16 protein-coding genes and 1 pseudogene are annotated in these 19,979 nt (G+C 63.8%); 14 read left to right on the forward strand and 3 right to left on the reverse strand.

Features of this window, described 5'->3' with window-relative positions; translation table 11 throughout:
- Both AC56KW_RS19860 and AC56KW_RS19865 read right to left on the reverse strand, forming a co-directional pair.
- Nucleotides 1-854 (reverse strand): annotated as a pseudogene (locus tag AC56KW_RS19860) (hypothetical protein); the annotation flags it as partial.
- A gap of 379 nt (nt 855-1,233) precedes the next feature.
- Nucleotides 1,234-2,571 (reverse strand): sigma-54 dependent transcriptional regulator, encoded by a 1,338-nt coding sequence (locus AC56KW_RS19865; RefSeq protein WP_497172395.1) that lies wholly within the window; start codon nt 2,569-2,571, stop codon nt 1,234-1,236.
- 472 nt (nt 2,572-3,043) lie between these two features.
- Here AC56KW_RS19865 and ubiE point away from each other — a divergent pair, with 472 nt between their 5' ends.
- The 11 genes from ubiE (at nt 3,044) to clsB (ending at nt 13,601) form a co-directional block, all read left to right on the forward strand.
- Nucleotides 3,044-3,778, forward strand: coding sequence for a bifunctional demethylmenaquinone methyltransferase/2-methoxy-6-polyprenyl-1,4-benzoquinol methylase UbiE (gene ubiE / locus AC56KW_RS19870; protein ID WP_497172396.1), 735 nt, complete (start codon nt 3,044-3,046; stop codon nt 3,776-3,778).
- A 22-nt stretch (nt 3,779-3,800) separates the two neighbouring features.
- Nucleotides 3,801-4,790: a Tim44 domain-containing protein gene (locus AC56KW_RS19875; RefSeq protein WP_497172397.1), complete on the forward strand. Its 990-nt coding sequence runs from the start codon at nt 3,801-3,803 to the stop codon at nt 4,788-4,790.
- 125 nt (nt 4,791-4,915) lie between these two features.
- Nucleotides 4,916-5,596: a ubiquinone biosynthesis accessory factor UbiJ gene (locus AC56KW_RS19880; RefSeq protein ID WP_497172398.1), complete on the forward strand. Its 681-nt coding sequence runs from the start codon at nt 4,916-4,918 to the stop codon at nt 5,594-5,596.
- The gene (ubiB, locus tag AC56KW_RS19885) at nt 5,593-7,155 is read left to right on the forward strand and encodes a ubiquinone biosynthesis regulatory protein kinase UbiB (protein WP_497172399.1); all 1,563 of its coding nucleotides are present in this window, start codon (nt 5,593-5,595) and stop codon (nt 7,153-7,155) included. Before AC56KW_RS19880 ends, ubiB begins: the two co-directional genes overlap by 4 nt.
- A gap of 337 nt (nt 7,156-7,492) precedes the next feature.
- Nucleotides 7,493-7,828, forward strand: a complete 336-nt coding sequence (locus AC56KW_RS19890) for an FmdB family zinc ribbon protein (protein ID WP_497172400.1) — start codon at nt 7,493-7,495, stop codon at nt 7,826-7,828.
- A gap of 49 nt (nt 7,829-7,877) precedes the next feature.
- Complete coding sequence (locus AC56KW_RS19895) at nt 7,878-8,501, forward strand: DUF502 domain-containing protein (protein WP_497172401.1); 624 nt, start codon at nt 7,878-7,880, stop codon at nt 8,499-8,501.
- A 78-nt stretch (nt 8,502-8,579) separates the two neighbouring features.
- Entirely contained in the window at nt 8,580-10,382 is a 1,803-nt protein-coding gene (aspS, locus tag AC56KW_RS19900; protein ID WP_497172402.1) for an aspartate--tRNA ligase, read from the forward strand.
- Nucleotides 10,383-10,467: 85 nt separating this feature from the next.
- Entirely contained in the window at nt 10,468-10,920 is a 453-nt protein-coding gene (nudB, locus tag AC56KW_RS19905) for a dihydroneopterin triphosphate diphosphatase (protein WP_497172403.1), read from the forward strand.
- Between the two features lie 360 nt (nt 10,921-11,280).
- Entirely contained in the window at nt 11,281-11,490 is a 210-nt protein-coding gene (locus AC56KW_RS19910; RefSeq protein WP_497172404.1) for a hypothetical protein, read from the forward strand.
- Nucleotides 11,491-11,622: 132 nt separating this feature from the next.
- Nucleotides 11,623-12,453, forward strand: coding sequence for an endonuclease/exonuclease/phosphatase family protein (locus AC56KW_RS19915; protein ID WP_497172405.1), 831 nt, complete (start codon nt 11,623-11,625; stop codon nt 12,451-12,453).
- Entirely contained in the window at nt 12,441-13,601 is a 1,161-nt protein-coding gene (gene clsB / locus AC56KW_RS19920; protein WP_497172406.1) for a cardiolipin synthase ClsB, read from the forward strand. The genes AC56KW_RS19915 and clsB overlap by 13 nt, the downstream gene beginning before the upstream one ends.
- 49 nt (nt 13,602-13,650) lie before the next feature.
- Here clsB and AC56KW_RS19925 read toward each other — a convergent pair whose 3' ends face one another.
- Nucleotides 13,651-16,668, reverse strand: a complete 3,018-nt coding sequence (locus AC56KW_RS19925) for a Calx-beta domain-containing protein (protein WP_497172407.1) — start codon at nt 16,666-16,668, stop codon at nt 13,651-13,653.
- A 194-nt stretch (nt 16,669-16,862) separates the two neighbouring features.
- On the opposite strand from AC56KW_RS19925, the gene AC56KW_RS19930 reads away from it, so the two are divergent.
- The 3 genes from AC56KW_RS19930 to AC56KW_RS19940 all read left to right on the forward strand — a co-directional run bounded on the left by AC56KW_RS19930 (nt 16,863) and on the right by AC56KW_RS19940 (nt 19,969).
- Nucleotides 16,863-17,246 (forward strand): RNA-binding S4 domain-containing protein, encoded by a 384-nt coding sequence (locus AC56KW_RS19930; protein ID WP_497172408.1) that lies wholly within the window; start codon nt 16,863-16,865, stop codon nt 17,244-17,246.
- Between the two features lie 267 nt (nt 17,247-17,513).
- Complete coding sequence (locus AC56KW_RS19935) at nt 17,514-18,131, forward strand: TetR/AcrR family transcriptional regulator (RefSeq protein WP_497172409.1); 618 nt, start codon at nt 17,514-17,516, stop codon at nt 18,129-18,131.
- A gap of 47 nt (nt 18,132-18,178) precedes the next feature.
- Nucleotides 18,179-19,969 (forward strand): acyl-CoA dehydrogenase C-terminal domain-containing protein, encoded by a 1,791-nt coding sequence (locus AC56KW_RS19940; RefSeq protein WP_497172410.1) that lies wholly within the window; start codon nt 18,179-18,181, stop codon nt 19,967-19,969.
- Nucleotides 19,970-19,979: the final 10 nt, after the last annotated feature.

The following is a 19,979-nucleotide window of genomic DNA, read 5'->3' on the forward strand; positions in this document are numbered from 1 at the left end:
AGGCCACCGTTGCCGCCGCCATTGCCGCCGCTCAGCGAACCGGTGCCGCCACCGGTGCCGCCGGTTGCATCGCCGCCGCCGGCGCCCGAGCCGCCGTTGGCCATGCCACCCGAGGCGCCTGCGCCACCATTTGCAGCGCCGCCGGCCGCACCGTTGCCGCCGGCCGCATAGCCGCCCGAGCCGCCGGCCGAGCCCATGCCGCCGGTGCCGGTCGCGCGGCCGGCGTAACCGCCCGACGCACCGTTACCGCCGTAGCCGCCGCTGCCGCTGGTTGCGTCCCGTGCCGCGCCGCCGCTGCCACCGGCACCGCCGGCGCTGTTGCCGACCGATGCATCGCCAACCGTCGACGCGCCGCCGGTGGCGCCACCGCCGTAGCCGCCGCTCGAGCCACTGCCGCCGGTTGCCGCGCCGCCCATTGCGCCAGTGCCCGTGGCGTCGCCGCCATTACCGGTGCCGCCCATGGCTCCGGAGCCGGTCGCGCCTGCCGCGCTGCCGGTGTTGGTCGCGATGTTGCCGATCTGGCCGATCGAATTGTTGCTGACGGTGCCATTGAGGGTGCTGGTGGCATTCGCGCTCGAAGTGTTGAAGGAGTTGGCAACCGATGAAGTCGCCGCGCCGGTGTTCGACGCTGCGGCGCCGGCGGCGGAAGCATCGGCGGTGCCGCTGCTGTTGGCCTGGCCGGAGCTGTCGTTGGTAACCTGGCTGTTGTCGCTGCTGTCCGAATTGTCGGTCGTGATCGTCGAGGTCGAAGTCTGACTGTTGTCGCCGCCGGAATCGCCAGCGGTATTCGATTGTTGTGCATGCGCCATCGTGAACGACAGGGCGATTGCGGTTGCCAGGATAGTGCGCTTCATTTGTTGCTCCCCTATTGATACCAAGTTGAGATTCCCGAGGTCGCATGACGCTCGGTCCACTTCTGCTTTAGCATTTGTCGTGCCAGCCGATAGGGGTAAATTAAGTGGTTGATTTTGTAGGACAATTTTGATGGGTTCCGTCCCTCACTAAAGAGACAATGAATGCCGACAACAGCTTGCTTTGAATGTGTCTCATCCTTGTTACACCTGACCCGAGAGTGTCCAAAAACTGTATCAAATTGTGAGCGAAACCAGGCGCGCGCAGAATGACAGCAACCTGTGCGCGTGCTGCATTAAAGCAACCGCGCCACAGGCTGTTGAAATGGTCTTATAGAAGAGGAAGTGTAGGAAGGCGATGACGCGTTCCTGGGAAGACGGCCTACGAGGATATCGCGTGCTTGGCCATCAGGCGATACAGCGTCATGCGTGAGACACCGAGTTCGCGCGCAGCCTGGCTAATGTTGTTGCCGCTGCGTGCCAGGCTCTCGCCGATGGCGACGCGCTCGGCGCTCAGGCGCGAATTGCCGAGGCCTTCCTTGACCGCGCAGATCGGTCCGGCGTTGGGAAGGTCGAGGTCTTCCGGCATGATCAGGCGATGTTCGGCCAGCACCATGGCGCGTCGCACCCGGTTGATCAGTTCACGCACATTGCCCGGCCAGTGGTAGCGCGCCATGGCGTGCAATGCTTCGCGGCTGACCCCCTTCAGTTGCGGGCTGCGTTCCTCGGCATATTTGTTGAAGATGAGATCGGTCAGCAGCGGCAGGTCTTCCTTGCGCTCGCGCAGCGGCGGCACCTTGACCGGGAATACGCTGAGCCGGTAGTACAGGTCTTCACGGAAGCGCCCCTCGGCGACTGCCTGGGGCAGGTTGACGTGGGTGGCCGTGATCACGCGTGCATCGACGGCAATGGTGCGGGTGCCGCCGACGCGGTAGATCACGCGCTCTTGCAGGAAGCGCAGCAGGCTGGCCTGCAGGTCGAGCGGCAGGTCGCCGATCTCGTCGAGGAAGATGCTGCCGCCCGAGGCTGCTTCGAGCAGGCCCTGCTTGTCGCGGGTAGCGCCCGTAAATGCGCCGCGTTCATGGCCGAACAGCTCGGAGTGGATCAGTGCCGGCGCCACTGCTGCGCAATTGATGGCAATGAATGGGCCGCTGGCGCGCTGTGAGCGCCGATGGACTTCCTGGGCGGCGAGTTCCTTGCCGCTGCCGCTCTCGCCGCAGACCAGCACCGGTGCGTCGACCGCGGCAATCTTGTCGATGTGGGCACGCAGCCGCACGATGGCACTCGAAACGCCGTCGATCAGGCTGGCCTGCTGCGCAACCCTTCGCTGTTGCGGCGAGGCCTTGGCGAGGGTCGCCATGCCATGGGCGTGGCCCACCGAATGCTGCAGGCGCAGTGTATCGACCGGGCGGGTATGGAAATCGAACAGATGGGCCGAGATCAGTTCGCGCAGGGCCGACTGGTCGAGCCGCGCCGCATCGAACACGCCGACCCAGCGTGTCTGGTGGTGCTGGCGCAGGAAACGCTCGATCCTGGCATCGTCGGCGCCGTCGCTGCGGTCGAGCAGCAGGCCGACGCCGTAATGCTGTTGTGACAAGACCTTGCTCGCCTCGGCCAGGTTGTGGACCACGCACACATCCCAGCCCGGCAGATCGCCGCAGCCGGCACGGACGTGTGCGCTGCCTTCATTCGAAATGCATAAAAGACGTTTAACAGACACCGTTGCCCTCGTTCTAACTGGTTATGCCAGCTTCATTGTTGTGAGTCTCGGTGCGCGCTGGCATGACTCATCTCTGCATCAGCCGATCCTGCTCTGCAGCCTGCTACTAAAAAAGGAGTGTTCCATTAAACCGCAGATGCAATTTTCATGGCGCGCAAACATTAATAGAAGTCTAATGACATGTTCATATATGAATGTTTTGTTTGCACTTTTCTAACGATACTGCTGTAATTTGTTAGCTGCCTGTTATTAATCTTACCGGGGACGACCGCGGTGGGGAAGTGGGCCATGCGAGATGCATCGCTGTTGAGCAGCCTATTCGTGTTCTTTACGTTGTTCGCATCCAACAGCGGTTCGGATTCAATTCTTTTCAACAAAGCTTGTCCTGGCAGAGCGATGCAGCGGAGTCGCCGCCGTACGGCCTGCCGGCAACGTGCTTGTATAATGTGCCAACCCTAACCCGCTTGCACATATGACCAATACCACTCACTTCGGCTATAAGACAGTCGCCGAGGACCAGAAGGTCCAGGAAGTCGCCAAGGTTTTTCACTCGGTCGCCGCGAAGTACGACGTCATGAACGACCTGATGTCGGCCGGCCTGCACCGCGCCTGGAAGCTGTTTACGATCGCCCAGGCCGGCGTACGTCCCGGTTTCAAGGTGCTCGACATCGCCGGCGGCACCGGCGACCTGGCCAAGGCCTTCGCGAAGCAGGCGGGCAAGACCGGCGAGGTCTGGCTCACCGACATCAACGAATCGATGCTGCGGGTGGGACGCGATCGTCTCTTGAATAAGGGACTTGTCACCCCAACCATGTTGTGTGACGCAGAAAAGCTGCCGTTCCCCGATAACTATTTCGACCGGGTCAGCGTCGCGTTCGGGCTGCGCAATATGACCCATAAAGACCAGGCCCTGGCCGAGATGCGCCGGGTGCTCAAGCCGGGCGGCAAGCTGCTGGTGCTGGAATTTTCGAAAGTGATCGCGCCGCTGCAAAAGCCGTATGACGTGTATTCGTTCTCGGTGCTGCCGTGGCTGGGCCAGAAAATCGCCGGCGACGCCGACAGCTATCGCTACCTGGCCGAATCGATCCGTATGCATCCCGACCAGGACACCCTGAAGGGGATGATGGAAGACGTGGGACTGGAGCGGGTCCAGTATTTCAACCTGACGGCGGGTGTGGCCGCATTGCACACCGGTATTAAACTGTAGTTTTAACAGAAGGACGGAGACGATGAAAAAATTCCTGGTCACGACGATGTTGGCGGTCACCACGTTCGCGATGGTGGCGGACGCCTTCGCCCGGCCAATGGGCGGCAAGCGCTCCTTCGGACGGCAATCGCAGTCGGTGCAGCAGCAGGGCCCGGCCCCGGCGCCGGCGCAGAGCATGCAGCGCCAGACCCCGAATTCGGCAGCTCCCGCCGCGGCCGGCGCGACCGCCGGCGCCGCGGGCGCGGCCGCCGCCGCCAAGAAACCGAGCATGATGCGCAACATCCTGGGCGGCGCACTGCTGGGCCTGGGACTGGGCGCGCTGCTGTCGCACCTGGGCATCGGCGGCGCCCTGGCCAGCATCATCTCGACCATCCTGATGGTCGCGCTGATCGGCCTGGTCATCATGTTCATCGTGCGCATGGTGCGCCGCAAGGATACGCCGGCCAATCCGTCGGCGGCGACCGCGGGCGGCTTCGGTGGCGGCTTCAAGCCGCAGGCAGCCGGTGCCAGCGCCACGCCTGAAATCGGCTCTGGCCTGCGCAATCAGCCAGCCGCTTTCCAGGGCAATGTAGGCCTCGATAAAGGCGCCGCAGCCGGTGCCGGCGGCGCGGCCGCGGCTGGCTACCAGCAATGGGGCGTGCCGAGCGACTTCGACAGCGAAAGCTTCCTGCGCCACGCGAAATCGTCCTTCATCCGCATGCAGGCTGCCTGGGACCGCGGCGACACCGACGACCTGCGCGAATTCACCGCGCCCGAAGTCTTCGCCGAACTGAAGATGCAGATCCAGGAGCGCGGCGGCGTGGCCGACTACACCGACGTGGTCAATATCGACGCCCAGCTGCTGGGCATCGAGAAGACCGCCACCGACTACCTGGCGAGCGTGCAGTTCAACGCCATGATCCGCAGCGCCAAGGACGCGCTGCCAGAGCCGTTCGTCGAAGTCTGGAATATGTCGAAGCCGCTGTCGGGCGCGGGCGGCTGGGTGCTGGCCGGTATCCAGCAAACGCACTGACGCGGTTGGCGGAATTATTTTTCGATAAACATTCCGTGTCGCCGGGTTTGCGCCCGGCAAACTGGTAAGATCAAAACCGCCCGAATCAACCCGGGCGGTTTTGTTTTTTAAGGGTCTCCTTCTTCATGTTGCCTAGTCTTTCGTCACTGTCGCCACAGCACGCCTTCACGCTGCCCGCCGTCGCCGTGATCAACCATTTGCTGGCCCAGGAAGCCTGGGCCAGGGTCCTGCTTGCGCGCCACGCCGGCAAGGACGCCTGCATCGACGCCGGGCTCGCCCAATTGCACCTGCACGTCGCGCGCGACGGCCTGCTCGAAGCCGGCAAGGGCGACGCCGCGCCGGGGGTCACGATCCGCGTGAAGCCGGCCGACCTGCCACTGATTGCCCAGGACCGTCGCCGTGCGCTGTCATATGTGAAGATCGAAGGGGACGCCGAGTTCGCCAACGTGATCTCGCAACTGGCCAATGGCTTGCGCTGGGACGCCGAGCACGATCTCGAACGGGTGGTGGGGCCGCTGGGCGCCCATCGCCTGGTCAAGACCGCGCGCCGCGCCGCCGACGGCGCGACCGGGGCCGGACGGCGCCTGGCCGAGAACCTGGCCGAGTTTCTGGCCGAGGAGCGGCCGGTGCTGGTGCGGCCCGCGCAGCGCGAAGCCTTCGCTACCGACGTGGTGCGCCTGCGCGACGACGTGGAGCGCACCGCCAAGCGCATTGCGCGCCTCGAACAGCAACTGGCCCAGCGCGACGCCGCGCGACCTTCCACCATCATTCTTGCCCGCGCAGACCACCATCCGGATCGTCGATGATATTGAAATTCCTGCGCCTGCTGCGCATCCTCACCGTCTTCACCAGGTACGGCCTGGACGAAATCGCCGTCACCAGCATCAATGCACCGCGCACCGCGCGCCTGATGAACACTTTCTTCTTCTGGCGCACGATCACCTCGCCGCGTGCGATCCGCCTGCGTCAGGCGCTCGAGGAGCTGGGCCCGATCTTCGTGAAGTTCGGCCAGGTGCTGTCGACCCGGCGCGACCTGGTGCCGCCGGATATCGCCGACGAACTGGCGCTGCTGCAAGACCGCGTGCCGCCGTTCGGCTCTGACCTGGCCGTGGCCCAGATCACGCGTTCGCTGGGTGCCCATCCCGATGAATTGTTTGCCTGGTTCGACCGTGAGCCGGTGGCCTCGGCCTCGATCGCCCAGGTGCACTTCGCCCAGCTGAAGGACGGCAAGGAGGTCGCAGTCAAGGTGCTGCGTCCTGGCATGAAGAAGCTGATCGACGAGGACATGGCGCTGATGCGCATGGCGGCCAACCTGATCGAGCGCGTGTGGGGAGAAGCGCGGCGCCTGAAGCCACGTGAAGTCGTGGCCGAGTTCGACAAATACCTGCACGACGAGCTGGACCTGATGCGCGAGGCGGCCAACGCCAGCCAGCTGCGCCGCAACTTTGCCGGTTCCGACCTGCTGATGGTGCCAGAGATGTACTGGGACTATTGTTCAAGCAGCGTGATCGTGATGGAACGCATGCACGGCATCCCGATCTCGCAGATCGACCGCCTGGCCGCGGCGGGCGTCGACCTCAAGAAGCTGTCGAGCGATGGCGTGGAGATCTTCTTCACGCAAGTCTTCCGCGACGGCTTCTTTCACGCCGACATGCACCCGGGCAACATCATGGTCTCGACCGCGCCGGAGACGCTGGGCCGCTATATCGCGCTGGACTTCGGCATCGTCGGCACCCTGAACGATTTCGACAAGGATTACCTGTCGCAGAACTTCCTGGCCTTCTTCCGCCGCGACTACAAGCGCGTGGCCGAGGCCCACATCGAATCGGGTTGGGCGCCTTCGACCACGCGCGTCGATGAACTGGAGGCGGCGGTGCGCGCCTGCTGCGAACCGATCTTCGACCGGCCATTGAAGGACATCTCGTTCGGCCAGGTGCTGCTGCGGCTGTTCCAGACCTCGCGCCGCTTCAATGTCGAGGTGCAACCGCAGCTCGTACTGCTGCAAAAGACCCTGCTCAATATCGAAGGGCTGGGGCGCCAGCTCGATCCCGATCTCGACCTGTGGAAGACCGCCAAGCCTTACCTGGAGCGCTGGATGACGGAGCAGGTCGGCTGGAAAGGCCTGGCCGAGCGCCTGCGCGCCGAGGCGCCGCGCTACGCCCAGATCTTCCCGCAACTGCCGCGCCTGGTGCACCAGGTGCTGGAGCGCGAATCGAAGGGGCAGTTGACGAACCCGCATGTGGGCAATGGCGACATGCTGGCGATGTTGCTGCTGGAGCAGCGGCGGACCAATCGCATGCTGGCGTTCCTGACCTGCATGGCGGCGGGGTTCGGGGTGGGGCTGGTCGCGCTGTACCTGTTGTAACACCATCAAAGAAAAAGCCCGCGTGAGCGGGCTTGGCAAGCTAGTGTTCTTGTACGGACCGGCGCTGATGCGAACATCGCACAGTCTTCTGTTTCTTCTTTGCGGCAAATAGCAGGGTTTTCCTGCTACCAATATCCTGTAAAGCAGGCCGTATTAAAACATCTACGCCATGCTTGAGCAAACGAAACACTTGTTGACGATGGTGAAAAACAACATCGAAACGTGTGCGCGCGGCCATGCGCCGCCTCTGTCCCGGCCGAGGTAGGCCGCAAACGGCAAATCCCCGTGTAAAAGCTTTATAATTCAGGGTTTTGAAGATTTTTGCGGAGCACTCAGCATGCCGATTTACGCTTACCGCTGCGAAGAATGCGGTTTTACCAAAGATGTACTGCAAAAAATATCGGATCCGGTTCTGACCGTCTGCCCGTCCTGCGCCAAGCCGTCCTTCAAGAAACAAGTGACCGCTGCCGGCTTCCAGCTCAAGGGCACCGGCTGGTACGTGACCGATTTCCGCGGCGGGACGCCGCCCGCGACCGGCACCGCCGGCAATGGCAATGGTGCAGCCCCGGCCGCGCCGGCGGCGTCGACCGAGGGCAGTGCCCCGGCGGCCGCGGCCGCGCCGGCAGCCCCCGCCACGCCGAGCAGCGGCGGCGGCGACAAGAGCGGCGCCTGATCCAGGCGCGGCCAGGACGCCGCGCGCCAACAAGAACAACGGGAATCCGATGCGCAAATATTTCATCACCGGCCTGCTGGTCCTGGTGCCCCTGGTCATCACGGCCTGGGTCCTGAACCTGATCATCAGCACGCTCGACCAGTCGCTGCTGTTCGTGCCGGATGCCTGGCAGCCGCGCAGCATGTTCGGCATGGACGTGCCGGGCTTCGGCGCGGTGCTGACGCTCGCCATCGTGTTCCTGACCGGCCTCCTGACCAACAACCTGGTCGGCAACTACATCGTGCGCCTGGGCGAGCGCCTGCTCAAGCGCGTGCCGGTGGTCAGCTCGCTGTACGGCAGTGTCAAGCAGGTGTCGGACACGCTGTTCTCGCCGTCGGGCAATGCCTTCCGCCAGGCCGTGCTGGTCCCGTATCCGCATGCCGACTCGTACACCATCGCCTTCCTTACCGGCGTGCCGGGCGGCGAAGTGGCGGCGCACCTGGGCGGCGACTTCGTGAGCGTCTATGTGCCGACCACCCCGAACCCGACCTCCGGCTTCTTCCTGATGATGGAGCGCAGCCGCGTGAAAGAGCTGGACATGACGGTCGATGCGGCCCTGAAGTACATCGTCTCGATGGGCGTGGTCGCGCCGGCCAATGTGCCGGTGAGCGCGCCGGCCGCGGCGATCAAGTAATACCGAATCAAAGAACGAAAGAATAGCGGCCGCCAATGATGGCGGCGCGAGCAAATCAACCAACCTGGAACGAAAACTATGTCCACCATGCGTACCAACTACTGCGGCCTCGTGACCGAGGAACTGCTGGGCCAAACCGTCAGCCTGTGCGGCTGGGTGCACCGCCGCCGTGACCACGGCGGGGTGATCTTCATCGACCTGCGCGACCGCGAAGGCCTGGTGCAGGTGGTCTGCCATCCGGACAACGCCGCCGTCTTCAAGGCCGCCGAGCACGTGCGCAACGAGTACTGCCTGCGCATCGTCGGTACCGTCACCAACCGCCTGGAAGGCACGGCCAACGCCAACCTGAAGTCGGGCAAGATCGAGATCAACGCCAGCGAAGTCGAAGTGCTGAACGCTTCGGTGCCGGTGCCGTTCCAGCTGGACGACGACAACCTGTCGGAAACCACCCGCCTGACGCACCGCGTGCTGGACCTGCGCCGCGCCCAGATGCAGCACAACCTGAAGCTGCGCTACAAGGTCTCGATGGAAGTGCGCAAGTACCTGGACAACCTCGGCTTCATCGACATCGAAACCCCGATGCTGACCAAATCGACCCCGGAAGGCGCGCGCGACTACCTGGTGCCGTCGCGCGTCAACGCCGGAAACTTCTTCGCGCTGCCGCAGTCGCCGCAGCTGTTCAAGCAGCTGCTGATGGTCGCCAACTTCGACCGCTACTACCAGATCACCAAGTGCTTCCGCGACGAAGACCTGCGCGCCGACCGCCAGCCTGAATTCACCCAGATCGACTGCGAGACCTCGTTCCTGACCGAGCAAGAGATCCGCGACCTGTTCGAGGAAATGATGCGCGTCGTGTTCAAGAACACCGCCGGCGTCGACCTGCCGAACCCGTTCCCGGTGATGGACTTCGCCACCGCCATGGGCAAGTACGGTTCCGATAAGCCGGACATGCGCGTCAAGCTCGAGTTCACCGAACTGACCGAGCTGATGAAGTCGGTCGAGTTCAAGGTGTTCAACAGCGCCGCCAACCTGCCGAACGGCCGCGTGGTCGGCATGCGCGTGCCGCAGGGTGGTTCGATGCCGCGTTCGGAAATCGACGCCTACACCCAGTTCGTCGCGATCTACGGCGCCAAGGGCCTGGCCTACATCAAGGTCAACGAGAAGGCGAAAGGCCGCGAAGGCCTGCAGTCGCCGATCGTCAAGAACATCTCGGACGACGTGCTGGCCCAGATCCTGGAACTGACCGGCGCGCAAGACGGCGACCTGATCTTCTTCGGCGCCGACAAGGCCAAGGTCGTCAACGACGCCATCGGCGCGCTGCGCGTCAAGATCGGCCACTCGGAATTCGGCAAGAAGGCCGGCCTGTTCGACGACGTCTGGTCGCCGCTGTGGGTGATCGACTTCCCGATGTTCGAATACGACGAAGACAGCGACCGCTGGACCGCGACCCACCACCCGTTCACCGCGCCGAAGGACGGCCATGAGGACATGCTCGAGTCGAACCCGGGCGCCTGCATCGCCAAGGCCTACGACATGGTCTTGAACGGCTGGGAACTGGGCGGCGGCTCGATCCGTATCCATCGCGAAGAAGTGCAGAGCAAGGTGTTCCGCGCGCTGAAGATCGATGCCGAGGAAGCGCAGCTCAAGTTCGGCTTCCTGCTCGACGCGCTGCAGTACGGCGCCCCGCCGCACGGCGGCCTGGCCTTCGGCCTGGATCGCCTGATCACCCTGATGACCGGCTCGGAGTCGATCCGCGACGTGATCGCCTTCCCGAAAACCCAGCGTGCGCAGTGCCTGTTGACCAATGCGCCGTCGGAAGTCGACGAAAAACAGCTGAAAGAGCTGCATATCCGTCTGCGTAACGAGCCGAAGGTGGCCTGACGACGCACGAGGCGTAGACTGGACGGCTGCGCCGTCCACGCGCCGACCGGCGCGTGGATGGCCCGTTCCCTCGCCATGCCGACCCATGAAGCCCCACAAGATCCCCGAATCGGTCCTGGTCGTGATCCACACGTGCGCCATGGAAGTGCTGGTGCTCGAACGCGCCGACCGTCCGGGATTCTGGCAGTCGGTCACCGGCTCGCTCGACACGCTCGACGAGCCCCTGGCGCTGACCGCCGCGCGTGAGCTGTTCGAGGAGACCGGCATCATCGCCGATGGCGAGCATATCCGCCTGCGCGACTGGCAGCTCGCCAACATCTATGAAATCTACCCCGTCTGGCGGCACCGCTACGCTCCCGGCGTGACCCACAATACCGAGCACGTGTTCTCGGTCTGCGTGCCGCGCGACATTCCCATCCTTCTCAGCCCGCGCGAACACCTGCGCCATGCCTGGCTGCCCTTGCTCGAAGCGGCCGACCGCTGCTTCTCGTCGTCGAACGCCGAGGCCATCCTCCAGCTCCCCCGCCGACTAGCCTGAATCGTCCCCAAGGAAAATAAAATTTCCTCAAAGCAGGTTATTTGCCGAAAATCAGCATTGAAATGTGGCATGTTTGCGCAATAAAATGACGTTTTTTAACAAAAGTACGTAGGTACTTTTTTTATGAATCCGTCTGTGCGTAGCCACGCATATGCGTTCGCTCAAATGCATTCTCTCCTATGAAAATACATTTGAATACAGTTGGGATGTTAATTCAGCAACTAAATTATATTTTTTAGAAAGCATGTAACACGCAATTTTCCACGTTTGACAGGTGTAAATGCGTCGATTAAGGTCAACGGTTCACCCATGGTGAATTTTTGACGTGCAACTTTTAAGTGGATGATTCTGGGAGATAAAATGGATAACCTCGAACTGAATAACGACAAGAAAGTTAAGGCAATCACCCTAGGGGTCGACTGCATCCATATCGACTTGTTCGACGGCCTGCGCCTCAGCGGTCCGCTGGCGCCGCGCCAGGAGAAACAGGCGACACAAGAGCGTCGACCCCGCCGCATGATCGTGTCGGGGCATGAAGCGGTGTATGACACGTCGCTTGCCATTGCCTGAATGTCGGCAGTTCAGTAAAGCGCGACGGCTTCACGCCAACCGCCGCGCCCGGCGCCCGGTGCCACCACGCCCGGAGCGCACGATTGGGCCCGTTTCACGAGAACGGTGGTCCGATCCGGGTAGAATGTTCCTATGAAAATTCGTGTTGCCACCTACAATATTCATAAGGGCGTCTCTTCATTGCGCAGCACGCCACGCGTGATCGCCCTCAAGAAAGCCATCGCTGAATTCGACGCCAACGTCGTCTTCCTGCAAGAGGTCCAGGGGCGGCATGACCGTTTCCAGGCACGTTATGGCAAGGAAGACCGCGGCCATCGCCACTGGCCCGAAACCGCCCAGTACGACTACTTCGCGCCCGACGCCCATCACACGGCCTATGGAATGAACGCCGTGTATGACCACGGTCACCACGGCAATGCGTTGCTGAGTTGCTGGCCGATCGAGAATTCGCACAACCACGACGTTTCCGACCACGCCTACGAGCAGCGCGGGATCCTGCACTGCATCCTGGGCGCACCCGAATGCCGGGTGCACTGCTACGTGGTCCACCTCGGCCTGTTCGAAGGCAGCCGTGGCCGCCAGACCGCCTCGCTGATCGAAGCCGTCAACGCGTCGGCGCCGAATGGCGAGCCGGTGATCATCGCCGGCGACTTCAACGACTGGCGTAATACGCTCAGCGACAAGCTGCGCAACGCGCTGGGCGTCAAGGAAGTGTTCGACGAACTGGGTCCGCGTTCGCCGATGGGCGATATGGTGCGCAGCTGGGCCGGCCGCCAGCCGCGCCTGGCGCCTGCGCGCACCTTCCCGGCGATGCTGCCGTGGTTCCGCCTCGACCGCATCTATGTGCGTGGCTTCAAGGTCAACCACGCCACGGTGATGCATGGCCCATTGTGGGCGAAGCTGTCCGATCACGCGCCGATCGTGGCCGAGCTCGAGCTCACTCAAGGGCCATGCGCAGTCTGACCTTTGTCGACAACAACGACGTCACGCTGCTCCAGAGCGGCACTGCTTTCTTTCCTGCCCTGATCAAGGCGCTCGATGCAGCCCAGCACGAGGTGCTGTTCGAGACCTATATCTTCGCCGAGGACGAGACCGGCGCCGTCGTGCGCGACGCCCTGGCGCGCGCAGCGCGGCGCGGGGTGAAGGTGAGGGTGCTGGTCGACTGGTTCGGCACCGGTCAGCGCTGCTGCGGCCGGCTCGGGCAGATCCTGCTCGAGGCCGGTGCCCAGTACCGCGTGTTCAATCCCTGGTGCCGGCGCGGCATCGCCCGCTCGCACCGCAAGATCGCCGTGATCGACCGCGCCGTCGCCTTCGTCGGCGGTATCAACGTCAACGACGACTGGCTGTGCGACCACGCCGACGGCCACCGCCTGCCGGCCCCGCGCTGGGATTTCACGGTGCGCGTGCGGGGCCCGCTGGTAGCCCAGATCCACCACGAGGCGCAAGTCCAGTGGACCAGGTCCGGGCGCCTGAAGCTGCGCAAGCGCTTCCAGCTGTTCCGCGAGATGCGCAAGCAGCCGATTCCCTCGTGCGACAGCCCGGCGCGGGCCGCCTTCGTGGTGCGCGACAACCTGCGCAACCGCAGCACGATCCAGAAAGCATATTTGCATGCGCTGGGACACGCGCGCCACAGCGTGCTGCTGGCGACCCCGTATTTCGCGCCGGGCCGCAAGTTCCGCAAGGCGCTGGCGCATGCGGCGCGGCGCGGCGTGCAGGTGACCTTGCTGATCGGAGTGGGGGAGTTCAGGATCCAGGACGCGGTCGCGCATTCCTTCTATCCCAAGCTGCTGGCCGACGGCATCCGTGTGGTGGAGTACCGCAAGACCCAGCTGCATGCGAAGGTGGCGGTGGTCGACGATGACTGGGCCACGGTCGGCTCCAGCAATTGCGACGGCCTGTCGCTGTTCCTGAACCAGGAAGCCAACGTAGTGGTGAGCGACCCGGTGTTCGCCGCCACCATGCGTGAACATATCGAGCGCGGCATCGCCGACGGCAAGGAAGTCTGCCCGCAGGAGTTCGCCGGTACCGGTTGGCTGCGCCGCGCCACCTATGGCATGGCCTATATGGTGTACAAGCTGGTGATGCGGGTGGTCACCTTCGGCTACACCTGATCCAGCGAAGCGGCCGCGCGCGCAAGTTTGCGCGCGCGGCCGGCGCCGGTCAGCCGTACGGCGTATAGGTGAAGCCTTCGCCGATCACCGGGGCCAGCGCGGCCTGGTTCTCGGGGCTTTCGCTGATCATGCCCAGCGCCTGAGCGGCCGACACCACGCCGCGGTCCAGCGCACTGGTCCAGTATTCCAGGCCTCCCGCTTCCGCCGGGCGGTGCAGCACGTTCAGGTAGATCTGCGAGACCAGCTCATGGTTGCTCGGATTGGCGCCGTAGGCCTTGATGAACTCATCGGACTGCATGAAGCCGGCGGCGACCTCGGTCAGCGAGAGGCCACGGTCCATGACGTCGATCCAGAAGCCCAGTCCGTTCGAGTCCGGCGCGCGGTTGAAGGCGGCCTGGTAGATGCGGTAGGCCTGGCCCCCGATGCCGTCGATGTCCAGCGCGAGGTTCAGGTCGCCGAAGTCGATGCGCTCGATACCGCTCAACAGGTCGGTGCCGCCCACGCCGTTCTTCTGGCTGACCGTGACGCCGTCGGCAGTGCGGGCGATCGTATAGGCATCGTGGTTGCCGGCGTAATTGACGGTATCGATGCCGGCGCCGCCCTTCACGTGGTGGACCGAGCTGGCGTCGACGATGGTCGCGCTGGCGCTGGTCTTGCCGATGGTCGCGTTGTCGGCGTTACTCAGGCGCAGCGAGAAGCTTTCGCGCGCTTCGCCGACAGTGTCGGCGACGATGGCCACGCGCACGGTCTGGGTCGTCACGCCGGGCGCGAACACCAGGGTGCCGGAAGTATGGATATAGTCGTTCGAGCTGCCGGAAAAAGCGGTGCCCGAATCGGTGCTGTAGCGCACCGCGACTTGCGACGACGAGGCGGCGTCCAGGCTGACCACGAACTGCGCATACCCATCCTTTTCGCCGACGATGACATTGTCGACGTTGATGACCGGCTGGCCGCCGGCGGCCGGCCCATGCGCGCCGATCGTCGCCTGGCCGCTGCTGCGGGCGACCGCGACCGATGTGGCGCCGGCGCCGGACAGCGCGCCGAGTACGAGGCTGAAGCTCTCGAGCGCTTCGGCGGCGCCTTCGTGCTGCAGCGCGACGGTCACGTTCTTGGCGGTTTCACCGGCGCCGAAGGTCAGCACGCCGGCCGCGGCCAGGTAGTCGCTGCCGGCGTGGGCGCTGCCGTTCGCCGTGCCGTAGGCAACGCTGAAGTTGGCGCTGGCCGCCTTGTCGAGCACGACGGCGAAGGTGGCGCTGCCGGCGCTGGCGTCGACCACCACGTCGCGCACCGACAGGCCGGCCGGATTGGCGCGGTCGGCGATGCTGTCGTTGTCGACGATGGTGGCAGTGCCGTGGGCGTTGGCGATGACGCCATTGCGGGCGTTCGACAGGAGCAGCGAAAAGTTTTGCAGCGGCTCCGCCGCCAGGTCGTCGGGGAGCGCTACGCGCACCGTCTGGGTGGTGGTGCCGGGAGCGAACACCAGCGTGCCGCTGGCATGGAGGTAGTCCTGCGAGCTGCCCGAGTAGGCGGTCGCGGAATCGGTGCCATAGTACACGCTGACCTCGGTTTCCGAGGGCGCATCGAGGCTGACGACAAAGTCGACGTAGCCCGCGCTTTCGCCCACGACCGGGTTGCTCACGTTAATCGCGGGCATTGCCTTGGCGGTCTGGCCATGCGCGCCGATCGTCGCCTGGCCGATGCCGTCGGCAACCGTGACCATGTTGCCGGCCGGGCCGGACAGCGCGCCCAATACCAGGCTGAACATCTCGTCCGGCTCGGCCGCGCCGTCGCGCGGCAGCACGATCGTCACGTTCTTGACGGTCTCGCCCGCCCCGAAGGTCAGGCTGCCGCTGGCGGCGAGGTAGTCGCTGCCGGCGCTGGCGTTGCCGTCAGCGGTCGCGTAGCCGACGCTGAAGCTGCGTCCGACCGCCTTGTCCAGCACCACGGCGAAGGTGGCGGTGCCGGCGCCGGCGTCGACGACGACGTCGCGCACCGACAGGCTGGCCGGCCTGGCGGCGTCGGCGATGCGGTCGTTGTCGACGATCGTGGCGATGCCGTGGGATTTGGCGAGCACGGCGTTCTGCACGTTCGACAGCACCAGGCCGAAGGTCTCGAGCGATTCGACGGCCAGGTCGTTCGGCAGCGCGACGCGCACGGTCTGGGTAGTGGTGCCGGGGGCAAATACAAGGATGCCGCTGGCATGGATGTAGTCTTGCGAGCTGCCCGAGAAAGCGGTCAGGGAATCGGTGCCGAAGTACACGCTGACTTCGCGTTCCGACGGCGCATCGAGGCTGACCACGAAGTCGACATATCCTTCGCTTTCGCCGACGTGCGGATTGCTCACGCACAGCGCCGGCAGGGCCTTGGGCGTCTGGCCATGCGCGCCGATCAGCGCCTGGCCGACGCCGTCGGCGACCACGACCGACCCGCTCGCCCCTCCGGAAACCGCGCCCAGCACCAGCTTGAAGATTTCATCCGGCGCGGCCGCGTCTGCGCGTGGCAGGGCGACCGTCACGTGCTTGACGGTGTCGCCCGCGGCAAACGCCAGAGAGCCGCTGGCCGCGACGTAGTCGCTGCCGGCCAGGGCATTGCCATTGGCGGTCTGGTAGCCCACGCTGAAGCTGCCGCCCACCGCCTTGTCCAGTACCACGGCAAAGGTGGCGGTGCCGGCGCTGGCGTCGACGACGACGTCGCGCACCGACAGGGCGGCCGGGTTGGCGCCATCACCGATGGTATCGTTGTCGACGATCGTGGCGGTGGCGTTCGGCGTGGCGATCACCGCGTTGGTGGCGTCCCACAGCGTGAGTTCGAAGCTTTCCGGCGTTTCGCCGGCCAGGTCGTCGACGAGCGAAACGCGCACTGTCTGGCTGGTCACGCTGGGCGCGAACACCACGCTGCCGCTGGCATGGATATAGTCGTTCGACGAGCCGGAACTGGCCGACATGGAATTCGTGCCGTAGCGAACGCTGACCTGTTCTTGCGAGGGCGCATCGAGGGTGAGGATGAAGTCGACGTAGCCGTCTTTTTCTCCGGCGACGACGTTCTTGGTGCTGATATAGGTGGCCATGGGCTGCTGGTTGTTCCGTTGATGGGTTAAAGGAGAGGCAGCGCATGTCGCGCCACGCTCCCTGAACGCAGCCGGGCCGGATTTTTTCAACTATTTGGTCATGCATGGCATGTTGTTATTCCTCTTGAATAATCGCTGCTGCCACCATACATGGGTCAAGCGCGGGCAAGTCCCGTTTCATGAAGGGTTGGGTAATGGACAGCGACAATGTAAGAATCGACAAATGGCTGTGGGCGGCGCGCTTTTTCAAGACCCGCTCGCTGGCCCAGGACGCGGTGGACCGTGGCCGGGTGAGGATCGGCGGCGAGCCGGTCAAGCCGGCGCGCGCCGTCAAGATGAACGACAGGATCATGATCGACAACGGATCGGATCGCTGGGAAGTGATCGTAGCCGCGATCTCGGGTTCGCGCGGCCCGGCGCCGGTGGCGCGCACCCTTTATTTCGAGACCGATGAAAGCATCGCGCGGCGCGAAAACGACAAGACGGCGCGCCGCCTGTACCCGGAGCCGAGCATGGACATCAAGGGCCGGCCGACCAAGCGCGACCGGCGGGCAATGGAGCGCGTCAATGAGGAATGACGGGCTTCAGATGCACCCCGTCAACGGGATATCCCGATCCCGAAAAATACTGTACCTTTATAGCTGAAACAACAAACTTCCAACCGCTACCCACGGTGGCCTGCCGGAAGCGCTCCGCGGTGCCTTCTCCAGGCACCGATCGTTGTCATGCATCAATAGAACGTCACCTCTAAGTTCCCGTTTGACATTCCTCGGCTGATAGATAATAGTACGAGCGTTCGGATTTTTTTCGATTCAGGGGAAGCCATCAGTACTTCAGCAAAATTCATGCGCAAGGGTGAGCAGACGCGGGCCGCGATCCTCGATATCGCGCTCGAGCTCGCCAGCCGCAACGGCCTCGAAGGCCTGACCATCGGCCTGCTGGCCGACCGGATGAGCATGAGCAAATCGGGCGTGTTCGCCCACTTCGGCTCGCGCGAAGACTTGCAGCTCGAGGTGGTCAAGCTCTACCACCACCGCTTCGAGCATGAGGTCTTTTACCCCAGCATCAAGGAAACGCGCGGCCTGCCGCGTCTGGTGGCGATGTATACCCGCTGGGTCAAGCGCGTGTCGGTCGAGATCGCGTCCGGCTGCATCTATATCAGCGGCGCGGTCGAGTATGACGACCGCGAAGGTCCGATCCGCGAGCAGCTGGTGTCGATGGTGCGCGCCTGGCAGGAAGCCTTGCTGCGCAGCGTGCAGCAGGCGGTCGAGATCGGCCACCTGCGGCCTGACGTGGATGCCGCCCAGCTGGTGTTCGAGATGCACGGCCTGATCCTGGCCCTGCACCACGATGCCCGCTTCCTGCGCAATCCAGGCGCGGTCGAGCGCGCGCGGGCCGCCTTCGAGCGCCTGATCGAGAATTACCGCAATCCCCAACAACCGCAAGACCACCAGGCGGCATAAGGCCGCCTGCCACGTCCAACATCTTTACCTTCGTTCAGGAGAAAACCATGGGTCAGTACGTCGCGCCAATCCGGGATATGCAGTTCGTTCTGCACGAATTCCTCAACGTCACCGAAGAATTCAAGAATCTGCCGAAGTACTCGGAGATCGATGCCGACATCATCAACCAGGTGCTCGAAGAAGGTGCGAAGTTCACGCAAGAGGTGCTGTTCCCGCTGAACCACTCGGGCGACCGCGAAGGCTGCCATTTCAACGCGGCGGACAAGACCGTCACCACCCCGAAGGGCTTCAAGGAAGCCTATAAGCAGTACGTCGAAGGCGGCTGGGCGGCGCTGGCCTGCGACCCCGAGTACGGCGGCCAGGGCCTGCCGATCTCGCTGAACAACTCGTTCTACGAGATGCTCAATTCGTCGAACCAGGCCTGGTCGATGTACCCGGGCCTGTCGCACGGCGCCTACGAGTGCCTGCTCGAGCACGGCACCGACGATCAGAAACGCCTGTACCTGCCGAAACTGGTCTCGGGCGAGTGGACCGGCACCATGTGCCTGACTGAAGCGCACTGCGGCACCGATCTGGGCCTCTTGCGCTCGAAGGCCGAACCGCAGGCCGACGGCACCTACCTGATCACCGGCTCCAAGATCTTCATCTCGGCCGGCGAACACGATATGTCCGAAAACATCGTCCACCTGGTGCTGGCGCGCCTGCCGGACGCCCCTGAAGGCTCGAAGGGCATCTCGCTGTTCCTGGTGCCGAAATTCCTGCCGAACGACGACGGTTCGCTGGGCGAACGCAATGGCATCGCCTGCGGCGCCATCGAAGAAAAAATGGGCATCCACGGCAATTCGACCTGCCAGATGAACCTGGACAATGCACGCGGCACCCTGATCGGCCAGCCGCACAAGGGCCTGCAGGCGATGTTCGTGTTCATGAACGCCGCGCGCCTGGGCGTGGGCATGCAGTCGCTGGGCCTGACCGAAGTTGCGTACCAGAACGCGCTGGCCTATGCCAAGGACCGCATCCAGATGCGCAGCCTGTCGGGCCCGAAGGCGCCGGACAAACCTGCCGACCCGATCATCGTGCACCCGGACGTGCGCCGCATGCTGCTGACGGCCAAGGCGTACGCCGAAGGCGCGCGTGCGTTCTCGTCGTATGTCGCGCTGCAGATCGACCGTGAACTGAGCCACCCTGACGAAGACGTGCGCAAGGAAGCGGCCGACGAAGTGGCCCTCCTGACCCCGATCATCAAGGCCTTCATCACGGACAACGGCTGGATCGCGACCTCGGAAGCAATGCAGGTGTACGGCGGCCATGGCTACATCGCCGAATGGGGCATGGAGCAATATGTGCGCGACGCCCGCATCAACATGATCTATGAAGGCACCAACACCATCCAGTCGCTGGATCTGTTGGGCCGCAAGATCCTGATGGACAACGGCGCCAAACTGCGCAAGTTCGGCGAGAAGATCAAGTCGTTCGTGGAAGACAACGGCCTGGATGAATCGCTGTCCGAGTTCGTGACTCCGCTGGGCGAACTGGGCGACAAGGTCACCAAGCTGACGATGGAAATCGGCATGAAGGCCTTCCAGAATCCGGACGAAGTCGGCGCCGCCGCCGTGCCTTATCTGCGCGTGGCCGGCCACCTGGTCTACAGCTACCTGTTCGCGCAACAGGCCAAGATCGCGCTGGCCAAGCTGGACTCGGGCGACAAGTTCTATGAATCGAAGCTGGCGACCATCCGCTTCTATTTCGCGCGCCTGTATCCAGAAACCGCGATGCTGATCCGCCAGGCACGTTCGGGCGCCGCGAACCTGACGGCGCTGGACGCCGAACTGTTCTAATCACCTGTCA

This window comes from Telluria sp. RT2P19, from assembly GCF_059685725.1.

Coding starts and splice junctions, on each gene's coding strand:
- AC56KW_RS19895 (WP_497172401.1), top strand. CDS start 7,878: ATGCGCAAATATTTCATCACCGGCCTGCTGGTCCTGGTGCCCCTGGTC.
- AC56KW_RS19880 (WP_497172398.1), top strand. CDS start 4,916: ATGTTGCCTAGTCTTTCGTCACTGTCGCCACAGCACGCCTTCACGCTG.
- aspS (WP_497172402.1), top strand. CDS start 8,580: ATGTCCACCATGCGTACCAACTACTGCGGCCTCGTGACCGAGGAACTG.
- ubiB (WP_497172399.1), top strand. CDS start 5,593: ATGATATTGAAATTCCTGCGCCTGCTGCGCATCCTCACCGTCTTCACC.
- ubiE (WP_497172396.1), top strand. CDS start 3,044: ATGACCAATACCACTCACTTCGGCTATAAGACAGTCGCCGAGGACCAG.
- clsB (WP_497172406.1), top strand. CDS start 12,441: ATGCGCAGTCTGACCTTTGTCGACAACAACGACGTCACGCTGCTCCAG.
- AC56KW_RS19890 (WP_497172400.1), top strand. CDS start 7,493: ATGCCGATTTACGCTTACCGCTGCGAAGAATGCGGTTTTACCAAAGAT.
- AC56KW_RS19930 (WP_497172408.1), top strand. CDS start 16,863: ATGGACAGCGACAATGTAAGAATCGACAAATGGCTGTGGGCGGCGCGC.
- AC56KW_RS19875 (WP_497172397.1), top strand. CDS start 3,801: ATGAAAAAATTCCTGGTCACGACGATGTTGGCGGTCACCACGTTCGCG.
- AC56KW_RS19940 (WP_497172410.1), top strand. CDS start 18,179: ATGGGTCAGTACGTCGCGCCAATCCGGGATATGCAGTTCGTTCTGCAC.
- AC56KW_RS19915 (WP_497172405.1), top strand. CDS start 11,623: ATGAAAATTCGTGTTGCCACCTACAATATTCATAAGGGCGTCTCTTCA.
- AC56KW_RS19935 (WP_497172409.1), top strand. CDS start 17,514: ATGCGCAAGGGTGAGCAGACGCGGGCCGCGATCCTCGATATCGCGCTC.
- AC56KW_RS19925 (WP_497172407.1), bottom strand. CDS start 16,668: ATGGCCACCTATATCAGCACCAAGAACGTCGTCGCCGGAGAAAAAGAC.
- AC56KW_RS19910 (WP_497172404.1), top strand. CDS start 11,281: ATGGATAACCTCGAACTGAATAACGACAAGAAAGTTAAGGCAATCACC.
- nudB (WP_497172403.1), top strand. CDS start 10,468: ATGAAGCCCCACAAGATCCCCGAATCGGTCCTGGTCGTGATCCACACG.